Genomic DNA, 21,280 nt, shown 5'->3' with positions numbered 1-21,280 from the left:
ACCCATTATTTATTACTCATTACTCATGTCAGAATCACAGCTTTCTCATTATGAATTTGTTAATTAATAAAAGTTTTTATGGTTAATTCATTAAAAATCACTAATTTCGCACCCGTAAAAATCATTCATGCAAAACATTAGAAATATTGCGATTATCGCACACGTTGACCACGGTAAAACTACTTTGGTTGATAAGATTATTCATGCTACAAACATTTTCAGAGAAAATCAGGAAAGTGGAGAATTAATAATGGATAACAACGATCTTGAAAGAGAAAGGGGGATTACCATTTTGTCAAAAAATATTTCTGTTACCTATAAAGACGTTAAAATCAACGTTATCGACACTCCTGGTCACGCCGATTTCGGTGGTGAGGTAGAGAGAGTTCTTAAAATGGCAGACGGTGTAATCTTGTTGGTAGATGCGTTCGAAGGACCAATGCCTCAGACAAGATTCGTATTGCAGAAAGCTTTGGAATTAGGTCTTAGACCTTTGGTAGTTATCAATAAAGTTGATAAACCAAACTGTCGTCCTGAAGAAGTTCACGATCAGGTATTTGATTTGTTCTTTAATCTTGAAGCTACTGAGGAGCAGTTGGATTTCCCAACATTCTACGGTTCTTCTAAACAAGGTTGGTTCAACACTTCATTAGAAGAAACTGAAAACATTTTCCCATTATTAGACGGGATCTTACAATATGTACCTGAGCCTAAAGTGGAGGAAGGTAACTTGCAGATGCAGATTGTTTCTCTAGATTTCTCTTCTTTCTTAGGAAGAATTGCAATTGGGAAAGTAATCAGAGGTGAAATCAAAGAATCTCAATGGATCGGTTTGGCGCAAGCTGACGGTAAAATACTGAAAGGAAAAGTAAAAGAATTGTACGTTTTCGAAGGTCTTGGAAAGAAAAAAGTTTCTGAAGTAAAAGCTGGGGATATCTGTGCTGTAGTAGGTTTCGATGCTTTCCAGATTGGAGATTCTTTCGTAGATCTTGAAAATCCTGAGCCATTGCCAAGAACTTCAATTGATGAGCCTACGTTGAACATGACGTTCTCAATCAACAATTCACCTTTCTTTGGTAAAGACGGTAAGTTTGTTACTTCAAACCACCTGAAAGAAAGATTGACTAAAGAATTAGAGAAAAACTTAGCATTGAGAGTTGAGCAGACTGGTGATGCAAATACATTCTTGGTATTCGGTAGAGGTATTCTTCACTTATCAGTTTTAATTGAAACAATGAGAAGAGAAGGGTATGAAATGACCATCGGACAGCCACAGGTTATCTTGAGAGAAGATGAAAACGGACAAAAACTGGAGCCTTATGAGTCTTTAGTTGTAGATGTTCCTGAAGAATTTGCTTCAAGAGTAATCGATCTGGCAACTCAGAGAAAAGGTGATCTTCACATTATGGAAACTAAAGGTGAAATGCAGCACTTAGAATTCGAAATTCCTTCTAGAGGTTTGATCGGATTGCGTTCTCAGATGTTGACTGCTACTGCTGGTGAAGCTATTATGGCACACCGTTTCACAGAATACAAGCCTTTCAAAGGTGCGATTCCTGGAAGAAGCAACGGAGTATTGATCAGCAAAACTCAAGGGCCGGCTACAGAATATTCTATTGCTAAATTACAAGATAGAGGTAAGTTCTATGTTGATCCGGGCGAGGAGATCTATGCAGGTATGGTGATCGGTGAGCAAAATAAGCCGGGAGATTTAGTTGTAAACATCGTTGAAGCTAAGCAGTTGAATAACATGAGAGCTTCAGGTAAAGATAAAGATACAGGTGTAGCACCAAAAATCTTGTTCTCTCTTGAAGAATGTATGGAGTACATCCAGTCTGACGAAGCGATCGAGGTGACTCCAAACTTTATCAGAATGAGAAAGAAAGTACTTTCTGAAGAAGAAAGAAAAAGAATTGAGAGAGGAGCGAAAGCTTAATTTCATTCTAAAATATATTAATAAAAGGCCTCGATTTTCGAGGCTTTTTTATGGAAATATAATAAATTTTGTTATCTTGAATTTTTAAAATCATAATTAAATAGTCTGTCAAAAAATGAAGATTGATAAAATAAAAATGATAGTGTTGCTGGGCTTTTTCGCCTCATTCAGCAGTGCGTGTGCTGTAAAGAAAAGTACGGCCACATCTAAAAATACATATAAGGAGACAAAATTAAAAGCTAAGCCTGCTGATTCTTTAGTGATTAACAATCCCATAGTTCCAAAAACTGTGGAAGAAGATTTTAAAGTGAATCTTCCTGCTATCAATCGTGAATTTCGTGGTGCATGGGTTGCAAGTGTAGCCAATATCAACTGGCCCTCAAGAAATAATTTATCGGTTGATCAGCAGAAAGCTGAAGCCATCAGTATGTTGAATATGCTTCAGGAAAACAATTTTAATGCAGTGATTTTTCAGGCCCGTCCGTCGGCAGATGCTTTGTATACAAGTGAGTTAGAACCTTGGTCTTACTTCCTCACCGGGAAAACAGGTGAACCTCCTTATCCGAACTATGATCCTTTGCAGTTTTGGATTGAAGAATCCCATAAAAGGGGAATGGAGCTTCATGTTTGGTTAAATCCTTACAGGGCGCATCATTCTAACGGCGGAGCTGTTTCTAATCAATCGATGGTGAATAAACTGTCGGAAATTACCGTTAAGTTAAAAAATGGGATGTACTGGTTTGATCCTGCGGATCCCAGAACACAAGGACATGTTTCAAATGTCGTCAAAGATTTGGTGAAGCGATATGATCTGGATGCCATTCATTTTGATGATTATTTTTATCCCTATGCAACCTATAACAGAGGGGCAGATTTTCCCGATAATGCGAGTTGGAATAAATATTTAAGTTCGGGCGGCACACTTTCGAGAGCCGATTGGAGAAGAGATCAGGTGAATCAGTTTGTGGAAAGAATTTATAAGGAAATTCACGCCGAGAAAAACCACGTCCGTTTCGGGATCAGTCCTTTTGGGATTTGGAAACCCGGGTTTCCTGAAGGTGTGGTGGGATCTTCGCAGTATGACGAATTGTACGCTGATGCCAAGTTATGGCTCAATAAAGGCTGGGTAGATTATTTCTCGCCTCAGTTATACTGGCCGATTGAATCAAAAGGTCAGTCTTTCAATGCCCTTTTAAACTGGTGGAAATCTGAAAACACCATGAACCGTCATCTTTGGCCAGGACTGAATACGGTTGAAATTAAAGTGTCAGACCGTCCGACAGAAATAAAAAACCAGGTTGAATTGACTAGACAGATTCTGGCAAACGACGCCGGCGAAATCCATTGGAGTATTGCGGGTTTAACGAAAAACTCAAATATGCTCCCGACTTTGAAAAACGGACCGTATAAAGATAGAGCCTTGACTCCGAAAAGTCCATGGATTAAATCAATTCCATTAGAAAAACCGACTTTATTTACAAACGATAATGGAATTACTATTCAGACAAGCTGGAGTGCAAAAAATATTGGAAATGTTTTCCAATGGGTACTTTTCACACAATACAATGGAGTTTGGGAAACTGAAATCTTAACTCTCGAAAACCTTTCAAAAGAAATTCCAAAAAGCAAAGATGGCAAAATCCTTAATGCGATTGCCATCAAAGCGATTGACCGATTGGGGAATGAAAGTGACTATATGGCGAAGAAAGTAAAATAGAATTGGGGGAGGATTTGAGTAATTTTTGCTGTTATTCTGAATGAACCGAAGTGTAATGAAGAATCTCTTAATAATCTTATCAATTAAATAGAACTTAATAGTTCAACAAAAAGGTAATTCAAAGTCAGCTCAAAATATAGAGCTGGCTTTTCTATTTTAGACTCACTATAAATTATTTTGTTAATACATTGAATAGTAATAAATTAAATAATTCAAAAATCATTTAAAAAGTGGTCGTGCGCTATCGGAATCATTTTTGTATCATTTAAATAACAAACACTAAAAAATATACATTATGAATACCAACAGACTTTCACCAAGACTGGAGCAAGCGCTAAGCGACCAGATGAATACCGAAGATTTACAGTCAAGAGTTTATTTTTCTTACGGAATATGGGCTGCAGACAAAGGGTATGGTGGAATTTCAAACTTTCTTTTCCGTCATGCTCAGGAGGAAAGAGATCATGCCGTGAAATTTATGCAGTATGTACTCAACAGAGGAGGAAAACCAACAATTACTGCGTTATCTTCGCCAGGTCAGGAGCCAACAAGTTTAACGGACTGTTTTGATTTAGTTTTTAAACATGAGGTAGACAATACAACAGCAATTTACAATTTGGTAAACATTGCTTTCGAAGAAAAAGACTGGGCTTCATGGAATTTCCTACAGTGGTTTGTAAAAGAACAAATCGAGGAAGAAACATTTGCAATGAATTTAATTGATAAATTAAAAATTGCCGGTGGAGACAGAGCAAGCGACGAATCTCTGTTCACACTAGATAAAACATTGGAAACACTTCCGGATGATGCAGAGCTTGCGCAAAACGCTACAGGAGCAAACCCATAAAAACACAACGATAAAATATTATTTCTGAAAATCTGTCATTTACTTGGCAGATTTTTTTATTATGAAAATCACCCTAAAATTACTATCTTTGCACACCTTTATTTGTAATAAGCAAAAAGCGCAAAGCCAATTGCCAAAAGCGATATAAAATATGTTACCGGAAGGTTGCATAACATTAATAAAATAAAATTTCGTTATGAAGTGTGGAATCGTAGGCTTACCGAACGTAGGTAAATCAACTCTTTTTAACTGCTTAAGCAATGCTAAAGCGCAATCAGCCAATTATCCTTTCTGTACGATTGAGCCTAACTTAGGAACAGTTTCAGTGCCGGATCAGAGATTATTTGAGCTTGAAAAACTTGTAAACCCTGAAAGAGTTTTGCCAGCTGTTGTAGAGATCGTTGATATTGCCGGTTTGGTAAAAGGAGCGAGCAAAGGTGAAGGTTTAGGAAATCAGTTTTTGGCCAACATTAGAGAGTGCGAGGCGATTATTCATGTTTTAAGATGTTTCGAAAACGGAAATATCATCCACGTTGAAGGTTCTGTAGACCCGATGAGAGATAAAGAAATTATCGACATCGAGCTTCAGTTGAAAGATTTGGAAACTGTGGGAAAAGCAGTTGAGAAAGCTAAAAAATTCTTCAAGTCTGGTAAGAAAGAAGATATTTTGACTTATGAAACTCTTCACAATCTTGAAAAATTTATCGAAGACGGAAAAAATGCAAGAGAATTCCCGATGGATGATTTTGCAGCATCAATTATATCAGATGTTCAGTTGTTGACGAACAAACCAGTTCTTTACGTTTGTAATGTAGATGAAAATTCTATCAAAAACGGAAACGAATGGATTGCCAAGATCGAAGAGATGGCTCAGAAAGAAAATGCTGAAGTAGTGGTACTGGCGGCTCAGATAGAAGCTGATATCAACGAATTGGATACTTTCGAAGAGAGAGAAATTTTCCTGGAAGAATTAGGCTTAACTGAACCTGGAGTTAACCGTTTGATCAGAAAAGCTTACGATCTATTGAAACTTCAAACGTATTTTACCGCTGGAGTGAAAGAAGTAAGAGCTTGGACGATCGGACAAGGCTGGACGGCTCCTCAAGCTGCAGGAGTTATTCACACAGATTTTGAGAAAGGATTCATCCGTGCAGAAGTAATCAAGTACAATGATTACGTAAGCTACGGTACAGAAGCTAAAGTAAAAGAAGCTGGAAAGCTTTCTGTTGAAGGAAAAGAATACATCGTACAAGACGGTGATATTATGCACTTCAGATTTAATGTTTAAAAGTATTAAAAGTTAGTTATAGTATTTTAAAGAGCGCTTCCATGAATTTTGGGAGCGCTTTTGCTTTGTTAAAATTATATAGATCTTGACTTTAATTCTATCTTAGTCGTTTTTACGCAAAGTGATTTTAGAAGGTTTGAAGTTGGGTTCATTTTCATACGAGAGAAATACAGTGTAATCGCCATTTAGAATATCCCACGAATCTCTTGATTTGAGAAAAGCTCTTTCAGTCTCCATTTTTTCATTTCTATTAGATTTCAACCATTGCAGTACATTATTATAATCTTCTTCAGTGATGTTATCTGTTTCCACGATAAAAGATTTTCCGCTTTTGTAGGTTACCACGATTTCTGTTTCATAATCGATGTCTATAAAAACTTCTTCACTTCGCCCATCTTCCTCATCATCTAAACTTTCATCATGAAAATATTTTTTCTGGACTAATATTTTTTGTACAGATTTATTATTTTGCCCCAGTACTTCTTTTAATCTGTCAACGGTTACCAAACGGTCATTTTTCGACGGCTTTACTGTGTTGATTTCATCTGTAAATAATGTCAAAGAGTTTCCATCTGTAGATTTATAAGTACTAAAAGAATATTTATAACTGCTTTTCTTAAAAAGATCATCTTCTTCTTTGAATTGCTGACTTTTCAATTCAGATTCTGCAGCAGAAATATTTTCTTTCACGCTAAGATATACGCTGTATAATTTCCCGGCATCAGTGTATCCAATCACAGCATTTTGATCAGACGAGTTCGTGAACGCAAATAATTTTGAGTTAAACTTGTTATCAGAATCTTCTAGTGAAAATCCTTTTTTCTTCATATAGCTTTTGATGTCGTTTTGACTTACTGATGCAATTTCTTCTACAAATTGTAGATTTTTGTCTTTAAAGCTAGATTGTGCAAACATCAGAGCAAAGCATGATGACAGAATTGTGAAGAACAATTGTAATGTTTGAGGTTTCATAGTTATTAGTTTTGATCAAAATTAGAGATAATATCAAGATCGGTCAATTACCCAAAAGGGGTATTTTTCATTTAAATTTAAAAATGATGTTCGAAAACTCGCTATATTTGATTTATACAAATTCCCTATCATGGAAAAAATAGCTCATGCTTCTTTAGAAGATTTTTATGGTGATATGGCACAGTTGCTTGGTAAAGATTTGGAAAGCATATTTCCAAAAGGTCTTCATAAAGATATTGGTCATTTTAATGTTTTTGATATTGCCCAAACAATCGCTAATGTCAAAAAAAATTCCGAAATGCCTTACAACAGGAGGAAATACTATAAAATAAGTCTGATCAGAGGAAAAAACAGAGCAGAATATGCAGACAAAGTGATTTCGATAAAAAAGAATGCGCTGCTTTTTGCAACCCCAAAAGTTCCATATCATTATGTTCCTGAAGATGCAGATCAGAAAGGAAGTTTCTGCGTTTTTACTGCTGATTTTTTCACTAAAAATTCATCACAGCATGTTTTGGAAGATTTGCCTTTGTTTCAACCGGGAGCAATTCCAGTCTTTGAAATTGATGATGAGCTTGCTGATGAAATTGAATTTCTGTTTTCAAAAATCAAAAAAGAGATTGATTCTGAGTATGCTTTTAAATATGACCTGATCCGTAATTATGTTTTTGAACTGATTCATTACGGCCAAAAATTACAACCCGCGGCCAAAACTTCAACTTCGCAAAATGCATCCCACCGTGTAGTATCTCTGTTTATTGAACTGCTGGAAAGACAGTTTCCGATTGAGTCTCCCGATCAGAGAATTCAGCTGAAGGTAGCTAAAGATTACGCAGACAGATTGGCAATTCACGTGAATTATTTAAATAAAAATTTAAAAGAAAGCACAGGAAAAACAACGACTGAATTTATTGCAGATCGAATCATTCAGGAAGCTAAGATCTTATTAAAACAAACCAAGTGGAATGTGTCTGAAATTTCCTACGCATTAGGTTTTGAAGAAATTGCTCATTTTTCTAATTTCTTCAAACGAAAAACTTCATTTGCGCCTCTTGAATTTCGCTCATGATTTGAATTTTGCAAATTTTAGATTGATTGAAGCAACCATATTTGCATGAGAACAGCTGAACTTTGTCCTAACAAAAAATACCAAAAATGAATACAGTTAAAATAGCATTAGTAACAGGCGCAAGCCGTGGCTTAGGAAAAAATTCAGCATTGAAAATTGCTGAGAAAGGTTTGGATGTCATTATTACCTATCATAGCAATAAAGAAGAAGCTGAAAACGTCGTAAATGAAATTAAAGCTTTGGGAAGGAATGCGGCAGCTTTTCAGTTAGATACGAGAGATATTAAAAGTTTTGACGCTTTTATTAACAATGTAAATAATCATTTAAAAGAAAATATGCAAAGCGGAAACATTGATTATCTGATCAATAATGCAGGAACTGCTTTGTATTCTCCGATCATGGAAACTACTGAAGAGCAGGTAGAAGATATGTTCAATATTCATTTTAAAGGGGTATTCTTTCTAACGCAGAAATTTTTGCCATTCTTGAACGATGGTGGCGGAATTATTAATATTTCTTCAGGATTGGCAAGATTTGCATTGCCGGGATCATCAGTGTATGGTTCTATGAAAGCCGGAGTTGAAATGTTGACAAAATATATGGCTAAAGAATTGGGATCAAGAAAAATAAAAGTGAACGTGGTTGCTCCGGGAGCTATTGAAACCGATTTTGGTGGTGGAAGAACGAGGGATGATGAAAATATCAACGCAATGATTGCCGGAAATACAGCTTTAGGAAGAGCCGGCTTGCCGGATGATATCGGTGGAGTAGTAGCTTTTTTGTGTACTGAAGATGCTCGTTGGATTACAGCGCAGAGAATTGAAGCTTCAGGTGGAATGTTCTTTTAAATAAAATATTTTTTCTCTCGCAGATTGAGTGGACTACGCAGATCAAATAAAAATCTGCTCGATTTGCTGAATCTGCGAGAGATTTATTTTTTACAACTTGGCCAAATTTTCAATCGCTCTTTCAAGAGTTTCCTGCTTCTTGGCAAAGCACAATCTGATTACATTTTCACTCAGTTTATTTTTATAGAAAGATGAGAACGGAACACTCGCTACTTTATGGGTAACCGTTAATTCTTTTGCAAAGTCAAAATCTAGTTTGTCTGAAATTTTATCAAACTTCAAAGCCTGAAAATACGATCCTTCACAATCGAGCAATTCAAATGAAGTTTGCGCTAATCCTTCTCTTAAAAAGTCTCTTTTTTCCTGAAAAAATTGATTTAACCCAAAATAATGCTCATCATTTTTCATATATTCAGCCAAAGCCATTTGAATCGGTGTGTTGACAGAAAATACATTGAACTGGTGAATTTTTCTGAATTCATCTGTTAAAGCTTTGGGAGCGGCACAATATCCGATTTTCCAACCTGTCACATGGAAAAGTTTACCGAAAGATGCAACCAAAAGACTTCTTTCTTTCAGTTCTGGATATTTACAGATGCTTAAATGTTCTTTTCCGTCAAAAACGATATTTTCATAGACTTCATCACTCAAAATCAGTATGGAAGTATCTTTCACAATCTTAATTAATTCCTGAATATCATTTTCCTTTAAAATCCTGCCTGATGGATTGTTCGGATTGTTCAGAATAATCATTTTCGTTTTTTCTGAAACCAAATTTTTCACTACATTCCAATCAATTTCATAATTGGGAGCTTTCATTTCAAATCGTTTTACAATTCCTCCGAACAGTTCAACCGTTGGTTCGTAGCAGTCATAAGCAGGTTCGAAAATTATGACTTCATCATCTTTTTTTACGAACGTGGCAATCGTGGTGAAAATAGCCTGAGTTCCGCCTGCGGTAATGGTGATTTCTGAATCAGGATGGTACACCGCCTGATGGCTGTTCTCTATTTTTCTTGCAATTTCTTCCTTCAACCCAATCATTCCTCCCATAGGAGCGTATTGGTTAAAACCTTTTTGAATAAAATGATTAACATGATCCAACAATTCTGAATCAGGCATAAAATCAGGAAATCCCTGTGATAAATTGATGGCCTCATTTTCATTGGCTAACTGTGTCATCTGACTAAAAATGGTGGTTCCTACATTAGAAAGTTTAGAAAAAGGAAGATGTATCATGAACTGGATTTTTTGCTTAGTCCGAATGTACTGCATTTTTTCAAATTTAATGATATTGTATTATTGAAATTTGTTTTATAATTAAAAAAATAAAACCGCTTTTTTATGAGAAATAATAGTAAAAAATGAGTTAAAATATTCGGATATTTTTGTTTGATTCCGTACTTTTGTATGTTTGCTGAAATAATCTATGTCACAAGAAATAAACCCTGTATATTCCGAAGATAACATCAGAACCCTCGATTGGCAGGAGCATATTCGTTTACGTCCCGGTATGTACATCGGGAAGTTGGGAGATGGCTCGTCTGCGGATGATGGAATCTATATTTTACTTAAAGAAATTCTCGATAACTCGATTGATGAGTTCAGAATGAAATCCGGTAAGAGAATTGAAATAAAAGTCGACGACGGAAAAGTTACGATTCGAGATTTTGGTCGTGGAATTCCGTTAGGTAAAGTAGTGGATGCAGTTTCAAAAATGAATACCGGTGGTAAATACGACAGCAAAGCCTTCAAAAAATCAGTGGGTCTAAATGGTGTCGGAACAAAAGCGGTAAATGCACTTTCTGATTATTTCCGTGTACGATCTTTCCGTGAAGGGAAGATGAAAATGGCTGAGTTCTCAAGAGGAATCATCACCGAAGATCACGCCGAAAAAGATACGTCAGACAGAAACGGAACAGAAATTTCTTTTGTACCGGATGCTGATATTTTTCTTCATTTTAAATTTAGAAAAGAGTATATCGAAAGAATGCTCCGCAACTATTCTTATCTGAATCCCGGATTGAAAATTCTTTTTAACGGCGAAACTTTTTATTCTGAAAACGGTCTTAAAGATTTGTTAGAAGAAGAACTGGAAAATGATGTACTGTATCCGATTGTTCATTTGAGAGATAATGACATCGAACTGGCGGTAACGCATACCGATAAATCTCAGACAGAAACTTACTTTTCATTCGTAAACGGACAGAATACAACGCAGGGTGGTACGCATTTGAATGCTTTCCGCGAAGCGTATGTGAAAACCATCCGTGAATTTTTTAATAAGAATTTTGACGCATCAGACATCAGAAAGTCTATTGTTGCAGCAATTTCAATTAATGTAGAAGAACCCGTTTTTGAATCTCAGACGAAAACAAAATTAGGTTCCAATGATATCGGCCCGAATGGTCCGACGGTAAGAATTTTCATTATTGATTTCTTAAAAAGCAAATTAGATAATTTCCTGCATAAAAATCCTGAGATTGCTGAAGCGATACAGAGAAAAATTTTAATCTCGGAAAGAGAAAGAAAAGAACTTTCAGGAATTCAGAAATTGGCGAGAGAAAGAGCTAAAAAAGTTTCGCTTCACAATAAAAAACTTCGTGACTGCAGACAGCATTACAACGATCAGAAGGCAGAAAGAAAAGCTGAAACACAGATTTTCATTACCGAAGGAGATTCTGCATCAGGATCTATCACAAAATCAAGAGATGTAGAAACGCAGGCTGTATTTTCTTTGAAAGGTAAACCTCTGAACTGTTATGGTTTGACGAAAAAAGTGGTGTATGAAAATGAAGAATTCAACCTTCTGCAGGCGGCTTTGAATATTGAAGAAAGTCTTGAAGATTTAAGATATAACCAAGTGATTATTGCTACCGATGCCGATGTAGACGGTATGCACATCAGACTTCTGATGATTACGTTTTTCCTTCAGTTTTTCCCAGATGTCATTAAAAACGGACATTTATATATACTTCAGACTCCATTATTCAGAGTAAGAAATAAGAAAGAAACGAGATATTGCTATTCTGAACTGGAAAGGGTAAAGGCTTTAAATGAGTTGGGGAAAAACCCTGAGATCACGAGATTTAAAGGTTTGGGAGAAATTTCACCGGACGAATTTAAAAATTTCATTGGGAAAGATATCCGTCTAGAACCCGTTGTACTGGGGAAAGATCAAACTATTGAGCAGTTGTTAGAATTTTATATGGGAAAAAATACTCCCGACAGACAGGTTTTTATCCTTGAAAATCTGGTTGTTGAGGATTCTAATATTAGCGATAAAGAAATTGTAAGTGAAGCAGAGGGAATTTTATAGAGATCGATAAAACAAATGAGATCCGGTAAAGAGAATAACATCTTATATAATTTTTCAATTTATTCTCATGCTTAAATAAGAAATATTATTTAACAAAAATAGTAACGACTCAAAATTTTCGCTTATTAAAGTGATAAAAACAAATAAAGAAAGAAGACACTAAGAAAGCAATGATAGAAGACAACTCGCACGAAGGCGAAAGCTTAAAAAAGGTTTCAGGACTGTATAAAGACTGGTTTCTGGATTATGCATCTTATGTAATTTTAGATAGAGCCATTCCTTCTGTGTATGATGGTTTTAAGCCTGTTCAGCGTAGAATTATGCACTCAATGCGTGAGCTTGAGGACGGTAGATACAACAAAGTGGCCAATATCGTCGGAAATACAATGAAATATCACCCTCACGGTGATGCGTCGATTACCGATGCAATGGTTGGAATCGGACAAAGAGAATTACTGATTGATACTCAGGGAAACTGGGGAAATATTTACACGGGAGATTCTGCTGCGGCAGCGAGATATATTGAAGCAAGGCTTACACCTTTCGCCCTGGAAGTCGTTTTCAACCCTAAAACTACAGTGTGGTCTAAATCTTATGACGGAAGAAATAACGAGCCTGTAGATTTACCTGTAAAATTCCCGTTGCTTTTGGCACAGGGTGTTGAAGGAATTGGAGTAGGGCTTTCTACAAAAATTCTTCCGCATAACTTTAATGAGTTAATTAATGCATCTGTTGCATATTTAAAAGGCAAAAGATTTGAGCTTTTTCCTGATTTTCTTACGGCAGGTTTTCTTGATGTTTCAGAGTACAATGACGGCCACAGAGGTGGGAAAGTACGAGCCAGAGCCAAGATTTCTCAGGTTGATAAACATACTCTGATGATTTCTGAGCTTCCTTTTTCTAAAAATACTGGTGATTTGATTGATTCAATCATTAAAGCCAATGAAAAAGGAAAAATTAAAATTAAAAAAATTGAAGATAACACTTCAGATAAAGTTGAGATTCTAATCTATCTTCACAATGAAGTGTCGCCTGACAAAACGATTGATGCTTTGTATGCATTTACCGACTGCCAGGTTACGATATCTCCCAATGCGTGCGTAATTGTCGGTGATAAACCGATGTTCCTCAATGTTTCTGAAATTTTGAGAATGAATACCGACCATACGGTTTCGTTGCTGAAAAAAGAATTGGAAATTGAGCTGAATGAATTACAGGAAAGCTGGCATTTTTCTTCTCTGGAAAGGATTTTTATCGAAAACAGAATTTATCACGATATTGAAGAGGTTAAAAGCTGGGAAGATGTATTAACAACCATTGCGGAAGGATTAAAACCTCACACGGCGCATCTTTTAAGAGAGGTTACAGAAGAAGATATCCTGAGACTGACTGAAATTAGAATTAAAAGAATTTCAAGATTCGACTTAGATAAATTTAAAGAAAATATCGCTGCATTAGAAGGCAAGATAGAGCAGGTACGCCATCATTTGGGGAATCTTATTGCCTATGCAATTGATTATTATTTAAATATTCAGAAGAAATACGGAAAAGGCAGAGAACGTAAAACAGAATTAAGAATTTTCGATACCATCGATGCCTCTAAAGTAGCTGTTGCCAATGAAAAATTTTATGCCAATTTTGAAGAAGGTTTCGTAGGAACTTCACTGAAAAAAGACCAGTTTTTGTTTGATTGTTCGGATATTGACGACATCATCACTTTCCGAAAAGACGGAAGCATGAAAGTGGTAAAAGTAGAAGCCAAAACGTTCATCGGAAAAGATATTCTGCATGTTGCCATTTGGAAGAAAAATGACAAGCGTACGGTGTACAACATGATTTACCGTGAAGGAATGCAGGGGCCCTACTACATGAAGCGTTTTTCCGTAACCGGTGTGACGAGAAATACAGATTATCGTTTAGCCTCAGATATAAAAGGTTCTGAAACCCTTTATTTTTCGGCAAATCCTAATGGGGAAGCAGAAACTGTAACAGTTCTGTTAAAACCGAATCCAAGAATCAGAAAAAACAAGATGGATATTGATTTCTCTGAAATAGGAATCAAAGGACGTGATTCTAAAGGAAATTTAGTGACCAAATATTCAGTCAAAAAAGTAGATTTGAAAGAAGAAGGTGTTTCTACACTGGCCCCGAGAAAAATCTGGTTTGATGATACCGTAAGACGTCTGAATGCTGATGTGAGAGGAACTTTATTGGGAAGTTTCAAAGGTGATGATAAAATTCTGACCATTAATTCGCATGGTGAAGCAAAACTAATCAGCTTTGATCTGGGTAATCGCTTTGACGACGAATATATCATTCTTGAAAAGTGGCGACCACAACAGCCGATTACTTGTATTTACTATGACGGCGAAAAAGATATCTATTTTATCAAAAGATTTTTGCTCGAAAACACAAGCAACGCACAGACCTTTATGCCGTCTGAACATCCGAAGTCTTTTATTGAAAGAATTCTGGTTTCAAACGGTACTACTGCAGAAATTATTTTCGCAAAAGATAAAGGTAAAGAACGTGATCCTGAAACTGTAAATATCGATGAATTCATCGGTATCAAAGGGATTAAGGCGATCGGAAATCAGTTTACCAAATTTAAAGTAAAAAACATCAATATTACCATTCCTGAACCGGAAGAAGAAGAGCCGGAAGTTTATGAAGAACCAGATTTTACTCCATCGGTGGATGATGATGGTGGTACTATCGGTGATTTGTTTGAAGGAGGAAATACGGAGAATTAAAAAAAGAAACTATGAGTATTATTGTTATCATCATTATTGCCATAACATGTATTATCAGCTATTTCGGGCTGAATAATATAGCGATGTTTGAAAAATATAAATTTAATGTTGCAGCGATAAACAACAGAAAGGAATATGTAAGATTAATCAGTTCAGGATTTTTGCATGCTGATTTTATGCATTTATTTTTCAATATGTTTTCTCTTTTTTTGTTTCAAGGGGCTGTAATCCAGTTTTTTGGAGAGATAGGATTTTTAATTATCTACTTTACCTCAATGTTTCTGGGTAATTTATTTAGTCTTTTTATTTACAAAAAACAACCTTGGTATTCTGCAATTGGTGCTTCTGGTGCAGTTTCAGGTGTAATTTTTGCGGCGATAGCAATGGTACCCAATGAGATCCGTGTAAACTTTTTACCGGGATGGCTTTTCGGAACACTGTATTTCGGATATTCTGTTTATATGATGTTAAACCCAAAACAATGGGATAATTTGGGACATGCTGCCCATTTGGGCGGTGCATTCTTTGGACTGATTTATTCAATTACCATGCATCCGCAATTGGCAATGAGTAATATCCTTTACTTGGGTGCAATGTCTTTACCACTTCTCTATTTATCTTACGAAATATTCATTAAAAAAAGAATCGGTTAAGATTGTAATTTTAAAATAACAAAACCAATGTACACAGAATTAAATAACTTAACTGTTATCCTTAGTTCACAGTTCATTGGTTTTGCTGTTTTTTTAGCTTACCAGTCCTTCTTTTAGATTTAAAATTACTGATTGTAAATAACTTTTTCTCCCTTTTTGGCAATAATTATTTTATTGCAAATTATTCTCTGAAGCAAAAGGGGATTTATCCTTTAGAAGAAAAACTAAGCGAGGAACTGATCTCAATTCCTTATATTGAGCGGCAGAATTATTAGAATTATTTGCAAACAGAAAAAGCAATTTTCAGATGCTATTACATTTTCTGAAACAAGAAATAAATTATATTTAAATTACTTCAGAGCATCATATAAATTTTCAACAAAATTAATATGCTGAGTTTTATTGCTTTCGAGAATAAATTGTTTTAGGCTTTTACTTTGATATTTTTCAAAATTTCCAATAATGGCAAGACTTATTCTGTAATTGGAGAATTTCTGTAAAATTTCTCCGGCAAGACCTGTTTTGAGATCAAAAAATTCAGGGATGATGTTTTTCTCATGGAGAATAACCTTGTCAAAACCTTGATAATAAAGGTTTCCCAACAGATCTAAACCATCCTGTTCTGATTTAATAATCAGTTCATCTGAAATTAGTTCAGCAATATTGATCTCATGAAATGTGTGACTTTTGATTTCCATCTTACCTTATTTTAGACCAAAAATAAAACGGTCATTTTCACTTAAATCTTTTGCTAACTCTACATGTGAGAAAAGTCCCTGATACAATTCCAGAGTTTCCTGACCTAATTTCTGATTGATTTCCAAAAATAAAAGTCCATTCTTATTTAAAAATTTTATGGAATCTTCTGCAATCTTTTTATAAAAAATCAAAGCATCTGATGTTGGCGAAAAAAGAGCCATTGTCGGTTCAAACCCCTTTACAGAATCTTCAATGTCTATTTCTTCTTCGATACCAATATAGGGCGGGTTTGAAATAATAACATCATAGGTTTCATTCAAATTAAAATTCAGATAATCTGAATGAATAAAATTAACTTCGAGCTGATGAAATTCTGCATTTCTTTTTGCAACTTCCAAAGCTTTCTCCGAAAAATCAATAGACGAAATTTCAGCATTTGGAAAATGTTTTTTTAAAACCAAAGGAATAACACCGCTTCCTGTTCCAATGTCTAAAATCTTTAAACCATTAATTTTTGATGCTGAATTTTGAATTTTACTGATTGCTATTTCGAGCAATTCTTCCGTTTCTGGACGTGGAATTAAGACGTTTTCATTCACGAAAAAAATCATTCCGTAAAATTCCGTTTCACCCAAAATGTGTTGGTAAGGTTTTCCGGTTTTCAATTCAGAAAGAATATTTTGAAATTGATTTTCGTTGACATCTGATAATTGTTGATCAGACATCATCCTTTGTTGAATTTGATTTAAACCTGAAATTTTTTCAATAAAAACTGAATATAGAAAGTCTGTTTCAGAATCTGTATATAATTCTGAAAGTTCTGTTTTAAAGTATTTTTTTAATTCTGAGATTGTCATTTATCTTGAGAAAACGAGTTTTGTATCCGTCGATTTTTCTTCGTCAATTCTATAACCTTCGTAGTTGAAAGCTTTTACGTCATTCAGTGTTTTTACGTTGTTTTCTGCGCAGAATCTTACGACCAAACCTCTTGCATGTTTGGTGTAAACAACGATAGTTTTCAGTTTTCCTTCTCTCAATTCATAAAATTCAAAATCAATGACTTTATGATTAAGTTTCTTACGATCGATGACTTTAAAGTATTCATTGCTTGCTAGATTCAGAAGAATTTCATTTTTTTTCATCTCCGAATTGAGTTGTTCAGTCACTTTTTCGGTCCAGAAAGAATAGAGATTTTTATATTCATCAAATTCGAACGGTCTTCCCATCTCCAATCGGTACAGCATTACTTTGTCGGAAGGTCTTAGTAAACCATATAATCCGGAAAGCATTCTGTAATTTTTCTGCAAATAATCCACAGCTTTTTTATCTAAAGATTTTGCATCCAAACCTCTGTAAACTTCTCCGGTAAAGGCATACATCGCAGGGGCAGCATTTTTTGCTGTTGGTTTTGGTTTCCATTTTTGATTTCTCTCCCAATTTTCATCGGCCAGTTTTGACGAAATTTCCATAAGTTCGGAGAGATATTTTGGAGATTTTTGTTTTAAGAATGAATGGATGAATTCTGCATCATCAATGAATTTGGGGCTTGTGCTCCTCAACAAATCTGTTGAGTTTTCGGTGTTCATCAATTTTGCAGGGGAGGTTATGATTTTCATAAATTTAATAAAGATAAGTGTTTAACATCAATAAAATTCATTGCCATGATTGAGATAAAGTCGATCAGAAAATGGCAGATGATTAAAATTTTAATGTTGGAATATTTTTTATAAAATAAAGCAAAAACAATCCCGATAAAAAATGGTATAACTATCTGTCCGATTGTTCCATAAGTACTGTGTAAGATTCCGAATAATAATGCCGAAACCACAATGCCGGCAACCGGACTGTTGTATATTTTTTCAATTCTCGGCTGGATGTAAGCTCTCATCAGTAGTTCTTCGATGACACCTGCGGTAAGACATGTGAAGATGATAAGGAAATAATTGTTACCGAATAAAATTTTAAATTCTAAGAGTCTTTTGCTTATTTTTTCTCCGCTTAAGTACATAATGGCTGCATTCAAAAATGCTCCACCAAACGCGCAGATCAGATAAAGAAACAGGACAGCGCCGATGTAAAAAGTAAGAGGGTATTTTTTATCTTCCCAGATAATGAATGATCTGTTTTCTATGAAAAAATTGTAAAACAGTATCAAAAGAAGAAGTATCCAGAGAGACAGTCTGTTATAGAAAAAAAGTTCAGCCGTTAAGATTCTTGAATTGAAATATAGGTTGATTAGAGGAATTGAATAAAGCATAAACAAGACAAGCAGTATAAAAGTAAGTGCAATGCCTACAGCGTATTTTCCGTTGAGACTCATACAAATATACTTCTAAATTTCTCCTTTTCCCTGTCTGATGATTTCGGGCTCACCTGAAGTCAAATCTACAATAGTGGAAGCTACATTATCCCCATATCCTGAGTCGATGACAATATCCACAAGATGGTCATATTTTTCGGCAATTAGTTCTGGGTCGGTAGAATACTCTATGATTTCGTCTTCATCTTTAATAGAAGTTGATGCAATAGGATGACCCAGTTTTTCAACGATCAATTGCGGAATGGAATGATCCGGAACACGGATTCCTACTGTCTTATGGTTTTTATAAGCTAAAGGCAAGTTTTTATTTGCCTCAAGAATAAAAGTAAAAGGGCCGGGAAGATGACTTTTTAAAAACCTGAAAACAGAAGTGTCGATGGGTCTTGTGAAATCTGAAAGATGGCTTAAATCGTTACATATAATGGAGAATTTTGCCTTATCAAGTTTCTGTTTTTTAATCTGAGCCAGCTTTTCCATGGCCTTAATATCAAAAATATTGCAGCCCAGTGCGTAAACCGTATCGGATGGGTAAATAATCAGTCCACCATTATTCAGGGTTTTAATAACCTCGTTGATAAGGTTTTCCTGAGGATTGTCTGGATAAATCTTTAATATTTTTGCCATATAACAAAGATACAAATATTTAAATTATGAGTGAAAGTACCGTATTTAAAAGAAATATTTGTAATGTTAAAATATATTCGTACATTTGCAATCCAATATCGCGGGATAGAGCAGTAGGTAGCTCGTCGGGCTCATAACCCGGAGGTCATCGGTTCGAGTCCGGTTCCCGCTACTAAGTTGAAGTGCTTTCGGTAAGCACTCTAAAGATACACCGCGGGATAGAGCAGTAGGTAGCTCGTCGGGCTCATAACCCGGAGGTCATCGGTTCGAGTCCGGTTCCCGCTACCAATAGGAGAATTACGAAAGTAGTTCTCCTTTTTTTTGTTAAATTATCAGAGATTATGATTTAAAAAACCTCCTTTTTAAAATCTCTGATCTGCTGAGAATAGATGGTAGTCTGTTAAAAAATCGTAAAAGATTTGTTGTGAGCTTAATTTTTTAAGAAATGGTAAAATAATTGAAGTATTTAAATGATTTTAAACTAAAAAAGAGATTTAAAATTATTCAAAAAAGATACTTAAATAAAATTTTATGGAAAATTTACAACAAATAACTGTTGAAAAAATTAAAACATTTATGGAAAAATGGTTTGAACATTTTGATCAGTTAGATGAAAACAGCTTCTTTCTTCAGTACCTGTCAGAAGATGTCAAAATGAAATTCCCTGGAAATGATTTGTTTACGGGACACAAAGGATTTAGCGACTGGTTTACAGAATCTAAAAAGAATCTTTTGGCAAATACAAAGCATCACGTTTCAGATATTAAAATAACAGAAATGCCTGAAAACCATTTTGCTGTTTATTTTAAAGTAAGATATGTTGCTGAGATGAGAGACCAGAAAATTGATATGGATGTACAAGAGGACTGGAAATTAGCTTGGGATGAGATTAGAGACCAGCCTGTGATTTCTGAATATATCGTCAGTTAGATTTCATTATGTAAAAAAAAATCCCGCTTTAAGGAAGCGGGATTTTTTTTAGTTAACCAGAGTGTCAAAGTTCTGAAGTTTGTAATCATCAGATTTTAACTGTTCGAAGTAAGTTGATTTGTTGTCTCCTTTCATTTTTTTCACAGCGCCTACTGCTCCCGAGAAATCTTTGTCAATTTTTGTAGCAATCTCTGTTGGTTTGAAATCTAGTTTTACACTGTCATCCGCTACACCCAGATAACCGTTCTTTTTGGTAACGTAGGTAATGTAGTTTTCATAAATGCCTAATGTATTTCTAAAGTATTGGGTGTGATAGTTCATACACTTCTTAGTCAGTTTAGATTTTCCTAAAATACAGCTTGCCATATTTCCTTTGTAAAGATCAAATTCTTGAGAAACTTTATCGTATTCGTTTTTTAAAGCGACTTTTCCGTTATCTAAAACAGTTGTATTCCCTTGTTTTTCACTGACTTTTTTGAGATGTTCTAGAACAACAGGAACTGTAGCTTCTATTTTTGATTTTGCTTCGGTCACTGATCCGAACACTGATGACATCTGAGCCGATGTTAAGCTAAAAATAAACAATAATAAAACAGGTAATAGATTATATCTTTTCATGAGAAATTTTTAAAGCACTAAAATAAATATATTTTCTCAGTTTAAGCAAGTAGATTTTAATTTTATTTAATAAATTTTAACAAGTTTTATGAAATTTTCGATTTATCCGTTTGATTGATGCTAAATAAGTAGTGGTAAAATAGCTGCGATTGAAAATTTAACATATTTTAGTAAAAAATATAATACTGATAATCAGTAGTTTATACGATTTAATCCTTTATCACTAAAAAAATAGTTGTTCGAATGAATTTAATTTCTACATTTGTATAACTAATTTACTAGTGATATTAAAATCGTTGGTAAAAATGAGATAAGAAAGCTATGAAGATTCAAAACTTAACAAAGGCGGAGGAGCAGGTAATGCAGTATTTATGGAAACTCGATAAAGGTTTTCTGAAAGATCTGCTTGATCTTTTTCCGGAACCGAAACCGCATACGAATACTGTTTCTACCATTTTAAAGGTTTTGAAGGAAAAAGAATTTGTTGACTATAATATATATGGAAGACAGCACGAGTATTTTCCTTTGGTTTCGAAAGAGCAATATTCTGGGAAGACAATGAAGAGTCTTGTGAAAAATTATTTTAAAGGTTCTTACAAAAGTGCCGTTTCGTTTTTAGTTGAAAAAAATGAGATGACCGTTGAAGATCTTGAAATGTTACTCAACGAACTTAAAAAGAAAGACTAA

General features: G+C 34.9%; 19 protein-coding genes and 2 tRNA genes. 13 read left to right on the top strand and 8 right to left on the bottom strand.

From position 1 onward, the window contains the following. Positions 1-127 precede the first annotated feature (127 nt). The 4 genes from typA (at position 128) to ychF (ending at position 5,788) form a co-directional block, all read left to right on the top strand. A complete protein-coding gene (typA, locus tag AR685_RS02550) occupies positions 128-1,936 on the top strand; it encodes a translational GTPase TypA (protein ID WP_047446404.1) in 1,809 nt (602 codons plus the stop codon). A gap of 115 nt (positions 1,937-2,051) precedes the next feature. Beyond that, the gene (locus tag AR685_RS02545; protein ID WP_059123616.1) at positions 2,052-3,653 is read left to right on the top strand and encodes a family 10 glycosylhydrolase; all 1,602 of its coding nucleotides are present in this window, start codon (positions 2,052-2,054) and stop codon (positions 3,651-3,653) included. Positions 3,654-3,948: 295 nt separating this feature from the next. Then, positions 3,949-4,500, top strand: a complete 552-nt coding sequence (locus AR685_RS02540) for a ferritin (RefSeq protein ID WP_059123615.1) — start codon at positions 3,949-3,951, stop codon at positions 4,498-4,500. A gap of 196 nt (positions 4,501-4,696) precedes the next feature. Next, positions 4,697-5,788, top strand: coding sequence for a redox-regulated ATPase YchF (ychF, locus tag AR685_RS02535; protein WP_059123614.1), 1,092 nt, complete (start codon positions 4,697-4,699; stop codon positions 5,786-5,788). A 102-nt stretch (positions 5,789-5,890) separates the two neighbouring features. On the opposite strand, the gene AR685_RS02530 is transcribed toward ychF, so the two are convergent. After that, positions 5,891-6,760 (bottom strand): hypothetical protein, encoded by an 870-nt coding sequence (locus AR685_RS02530; protein WP_131777588.1) that lies wholly within the window; start codon positions 6,758-6,760, stop codon positions 5,891-5,893. Between the two features lie 130 nt (positions 6,761-6,890). Between AR685_RS02530 and AR685_RS02525 the strand changes: the two genes are divergently transcribed. Both AR685_RS02525 and AR685_RS02520 read left to right on the top strand, forming a co-directional pair. Continuing rightward, the gene (locus tag AR685_RS02525; RefSeq protein WP_047446414.1) at positions 6,891-7,829 is read left to right on the top strand and encodes a helix-turn-helix domain-containing protein; all 939 of its coding nucleotides are present in this window, start codon (positions 6,891-6,893) and stop codon (positions 7,827-7,829) included. Positions 7,830-7,915: 86 nt separating this feature from the next. After that, entirely contained in the window at positions 7,916-8,677 is a 762-nt protein-coding gene (locus tag AR685_RS02520) for an SDR family NAD(P)-dependent oxidoreductase (RefSeq protein ID WP_059123612.1), read from the top strand. 90 nt (positions 8,678-8,767) lie between these two features. Here AR685_RS02520 and AR685_RS02515 read toward each other — a convergent pair whose 3' ends face one another. Continuing rightward, positions 8,768-9,916 carry a methionine aminotransferase gene (locus AR685_RS02515; RefSeq protein ID WP_059123771.1) on the bottom strand — a complete coding sequence of 383 codons (1,149 nt, stop codon included), beginning with the start codon at positions 9,914-9,916 and terminating at the stop codon, positions 8,768-8,770. A 190-nt stretch (positions 9,917-10,106) separates the two neighbouring features. On the opposite strand from AR685_RS02515, the gene AR685_RS02510 reads away from it, so the two are divergent. The 3 genes from AR685_RS02510 to AR685_RS02500 all read left to right on the top strand — a co-directional run bounded on the left by AR685_RS02510 (position 10,107) and on the right by AR685_RS02500 (position 15,402). Then, positions 10,107-11,996: a DNA topoisomerase IV subunit B gene (locus AR685_RS02510; RefSeq protein WP_059123611.1), complete on the top strand. Its 1,890-nt coding sequence runs from the start codon at positions 10,107-10,109 to the stop codon at positions 11,994-11,996. Positions 11,997-12,166: 170 nt separating this feature from the next. After that, complete coding sequence (locus AR685_RS02505; protein ID WP_082671878.1) at positions 12,167-14,749, top strand: DNA gyrase/topoisomerase IV subunit A; 2,583 nt, start codon at positions 12,167-12,169, stop codon at positions 14,747-14,749. Between the two features lie 11 nt (positions 14,750-14,760). Then, positions 14,761-15,402 (top strand): rhomboid family intramembrane serine protease, encoded by a 642-nt coding sequence (locus AR685_RS02500; protein WP_059123610.1) that lies wholly within the window; start codon positions 14,761-14,763, stop codon positions 15,400-15,402. 350 nt (positions 15,403-15,752) lie between these two features. Here the strand turns inward: AR685_RS02500 and AR685_RS02495 are convergent, their stop codons facing one another. From AR685_RS02495 to AR685_RS02475, 5 genes are read right to left on the bottom strand one after another with little or no spacing between them, the layout of a single operon-like run. Beyond that, positions 15,753-16,100, bottom strand: a complete 348-nt coding sequence (locus AR685_RS02495) for a DUF4180 domain-containing protein (RefSeq protein WP_047446423.1) — start codon at positions 16,098-16,100, stop codon at positions 15,753-15,755. Positions 16,101-16,106: 6 nt separating this feature from the next. After that, the gene (gene prmC / locus AR685_RS02490) at positions 16,107-16,958 is read right to left on the bottom strand and encodes a peptide chain release factor N(5)-glutamine methyltransferase (RefSeq protein ID WP_047446426.1); all 852 of its coding nucleotides are present in this window, start codon (positions 16,956-16,958) and stop codon (positions 16,107-16,109) included. Then, entirely contained in the window at positions 16,959-17,717 is a 759-nt protein-coding gene (gene yaaA / locus AR685_RS02485; RefSeq protein WP_047446428.1) for a peroxide stress protein YaaA, read from the bottom strand. It lies immediately after the preceding gene. After that, positions 17,714-18,421 (bottom strand): CPBP family intramembrane glutamic endopeptidase, encoded by a 708-nt coding sequence (locus tag AR685_RS02480; protein WP_059123609.1) that lies wholly within the window; start codon positions 18,419-18,421, stop codon positions 17,714-17,716. The genes yaaA and AR685_RS02480 overlap by 4 nt, the downstream gene beginning before the upstream one ends. Positions 18,422-18,433: 12 nt before the next feature. Next, complete coding sequence (locus tag AR685_RS02475) at positions 18,434-19,045, bottom strand: L-threonylcarbamoyladenylate synthase (protein WP_047446433.1); 612 nt, start codon at positions 19,043-19,045, stop codon at positions 18,434-18,436. 99 nt (positions 19,046-19,144) lie between these two features. Between AR685_RS02475 and AR685_RS02470 the strand changes: the two genes are divergently transcribed. The 3 genes from AR685_RS02470 (at position 19,145) to AR685_RS02460 (ending at position 19,975) form a co-directional block, all read left to right on the top strand. Beyond that, a tRNA-Met gene (locus AR685_RS02470) sits at positions 19,145-19,217 on the top strand. Positions 19,218-19,257: 40 nt separating this feature from the next. Then, a tRNA-Met gene (locus AR685_RS02465) sits at positions 19,258-19,333 on the top strand. 243 nt (positions 19,334-19,576) lie between these two features. Beyond that, entirely contained in the window at positions 19,577-19,975 is a 399-nt protein-coding gene (locus tag AR685_RS02460; protein WP_059123608.1) for a hypothetical protein, read from the top strand. Positions 19,976-20,023: 48 nt separating this feature from the next. Here AR685_RS02460 and AR685_RS02455 read toward each other — a convergent pair whose 3' ends face one another. Next, positions 20,024-20,593 (bottom strand): hypothetical protein, encoded by a 570-nt coding sequence (locus AR685_RS02455; RefSeq protein WP_047444302.1) that lies wholly within the window; start codon positions 20,591-20,593, stop codon positions 20,024-20,026. Between the two features lie 321 nt (positions 20,594-20,914). Between AR685_RS02455 and AR685_RS02450 the strand changes: the two genes are divergently transcribed. Next, positions 20,915-21,280, top strand: a complete 366-nt coding sequence (locus tag AR685_RS02450) for a BlaI/MecI/CopY family transcriptional regulator (protein ID WP_047444300.1) — start codon at positions 20,915-20,917, stop codon at positions 21,278-21,280.

The organism is Chryseobacterium sp. JAH (assembly GCF_001507335.1).
Classification (GTDB): Bacteria; Bacteroidota; Bacteroidia; order Flavobacteriales; family Weeksellaceae; genus Chryseobacterium.
The sequence above is the reverse complement of the archived record's forward strand: the minus strand, read 5'-3'. Positions and strand labels throughout refer to the sequence as shown.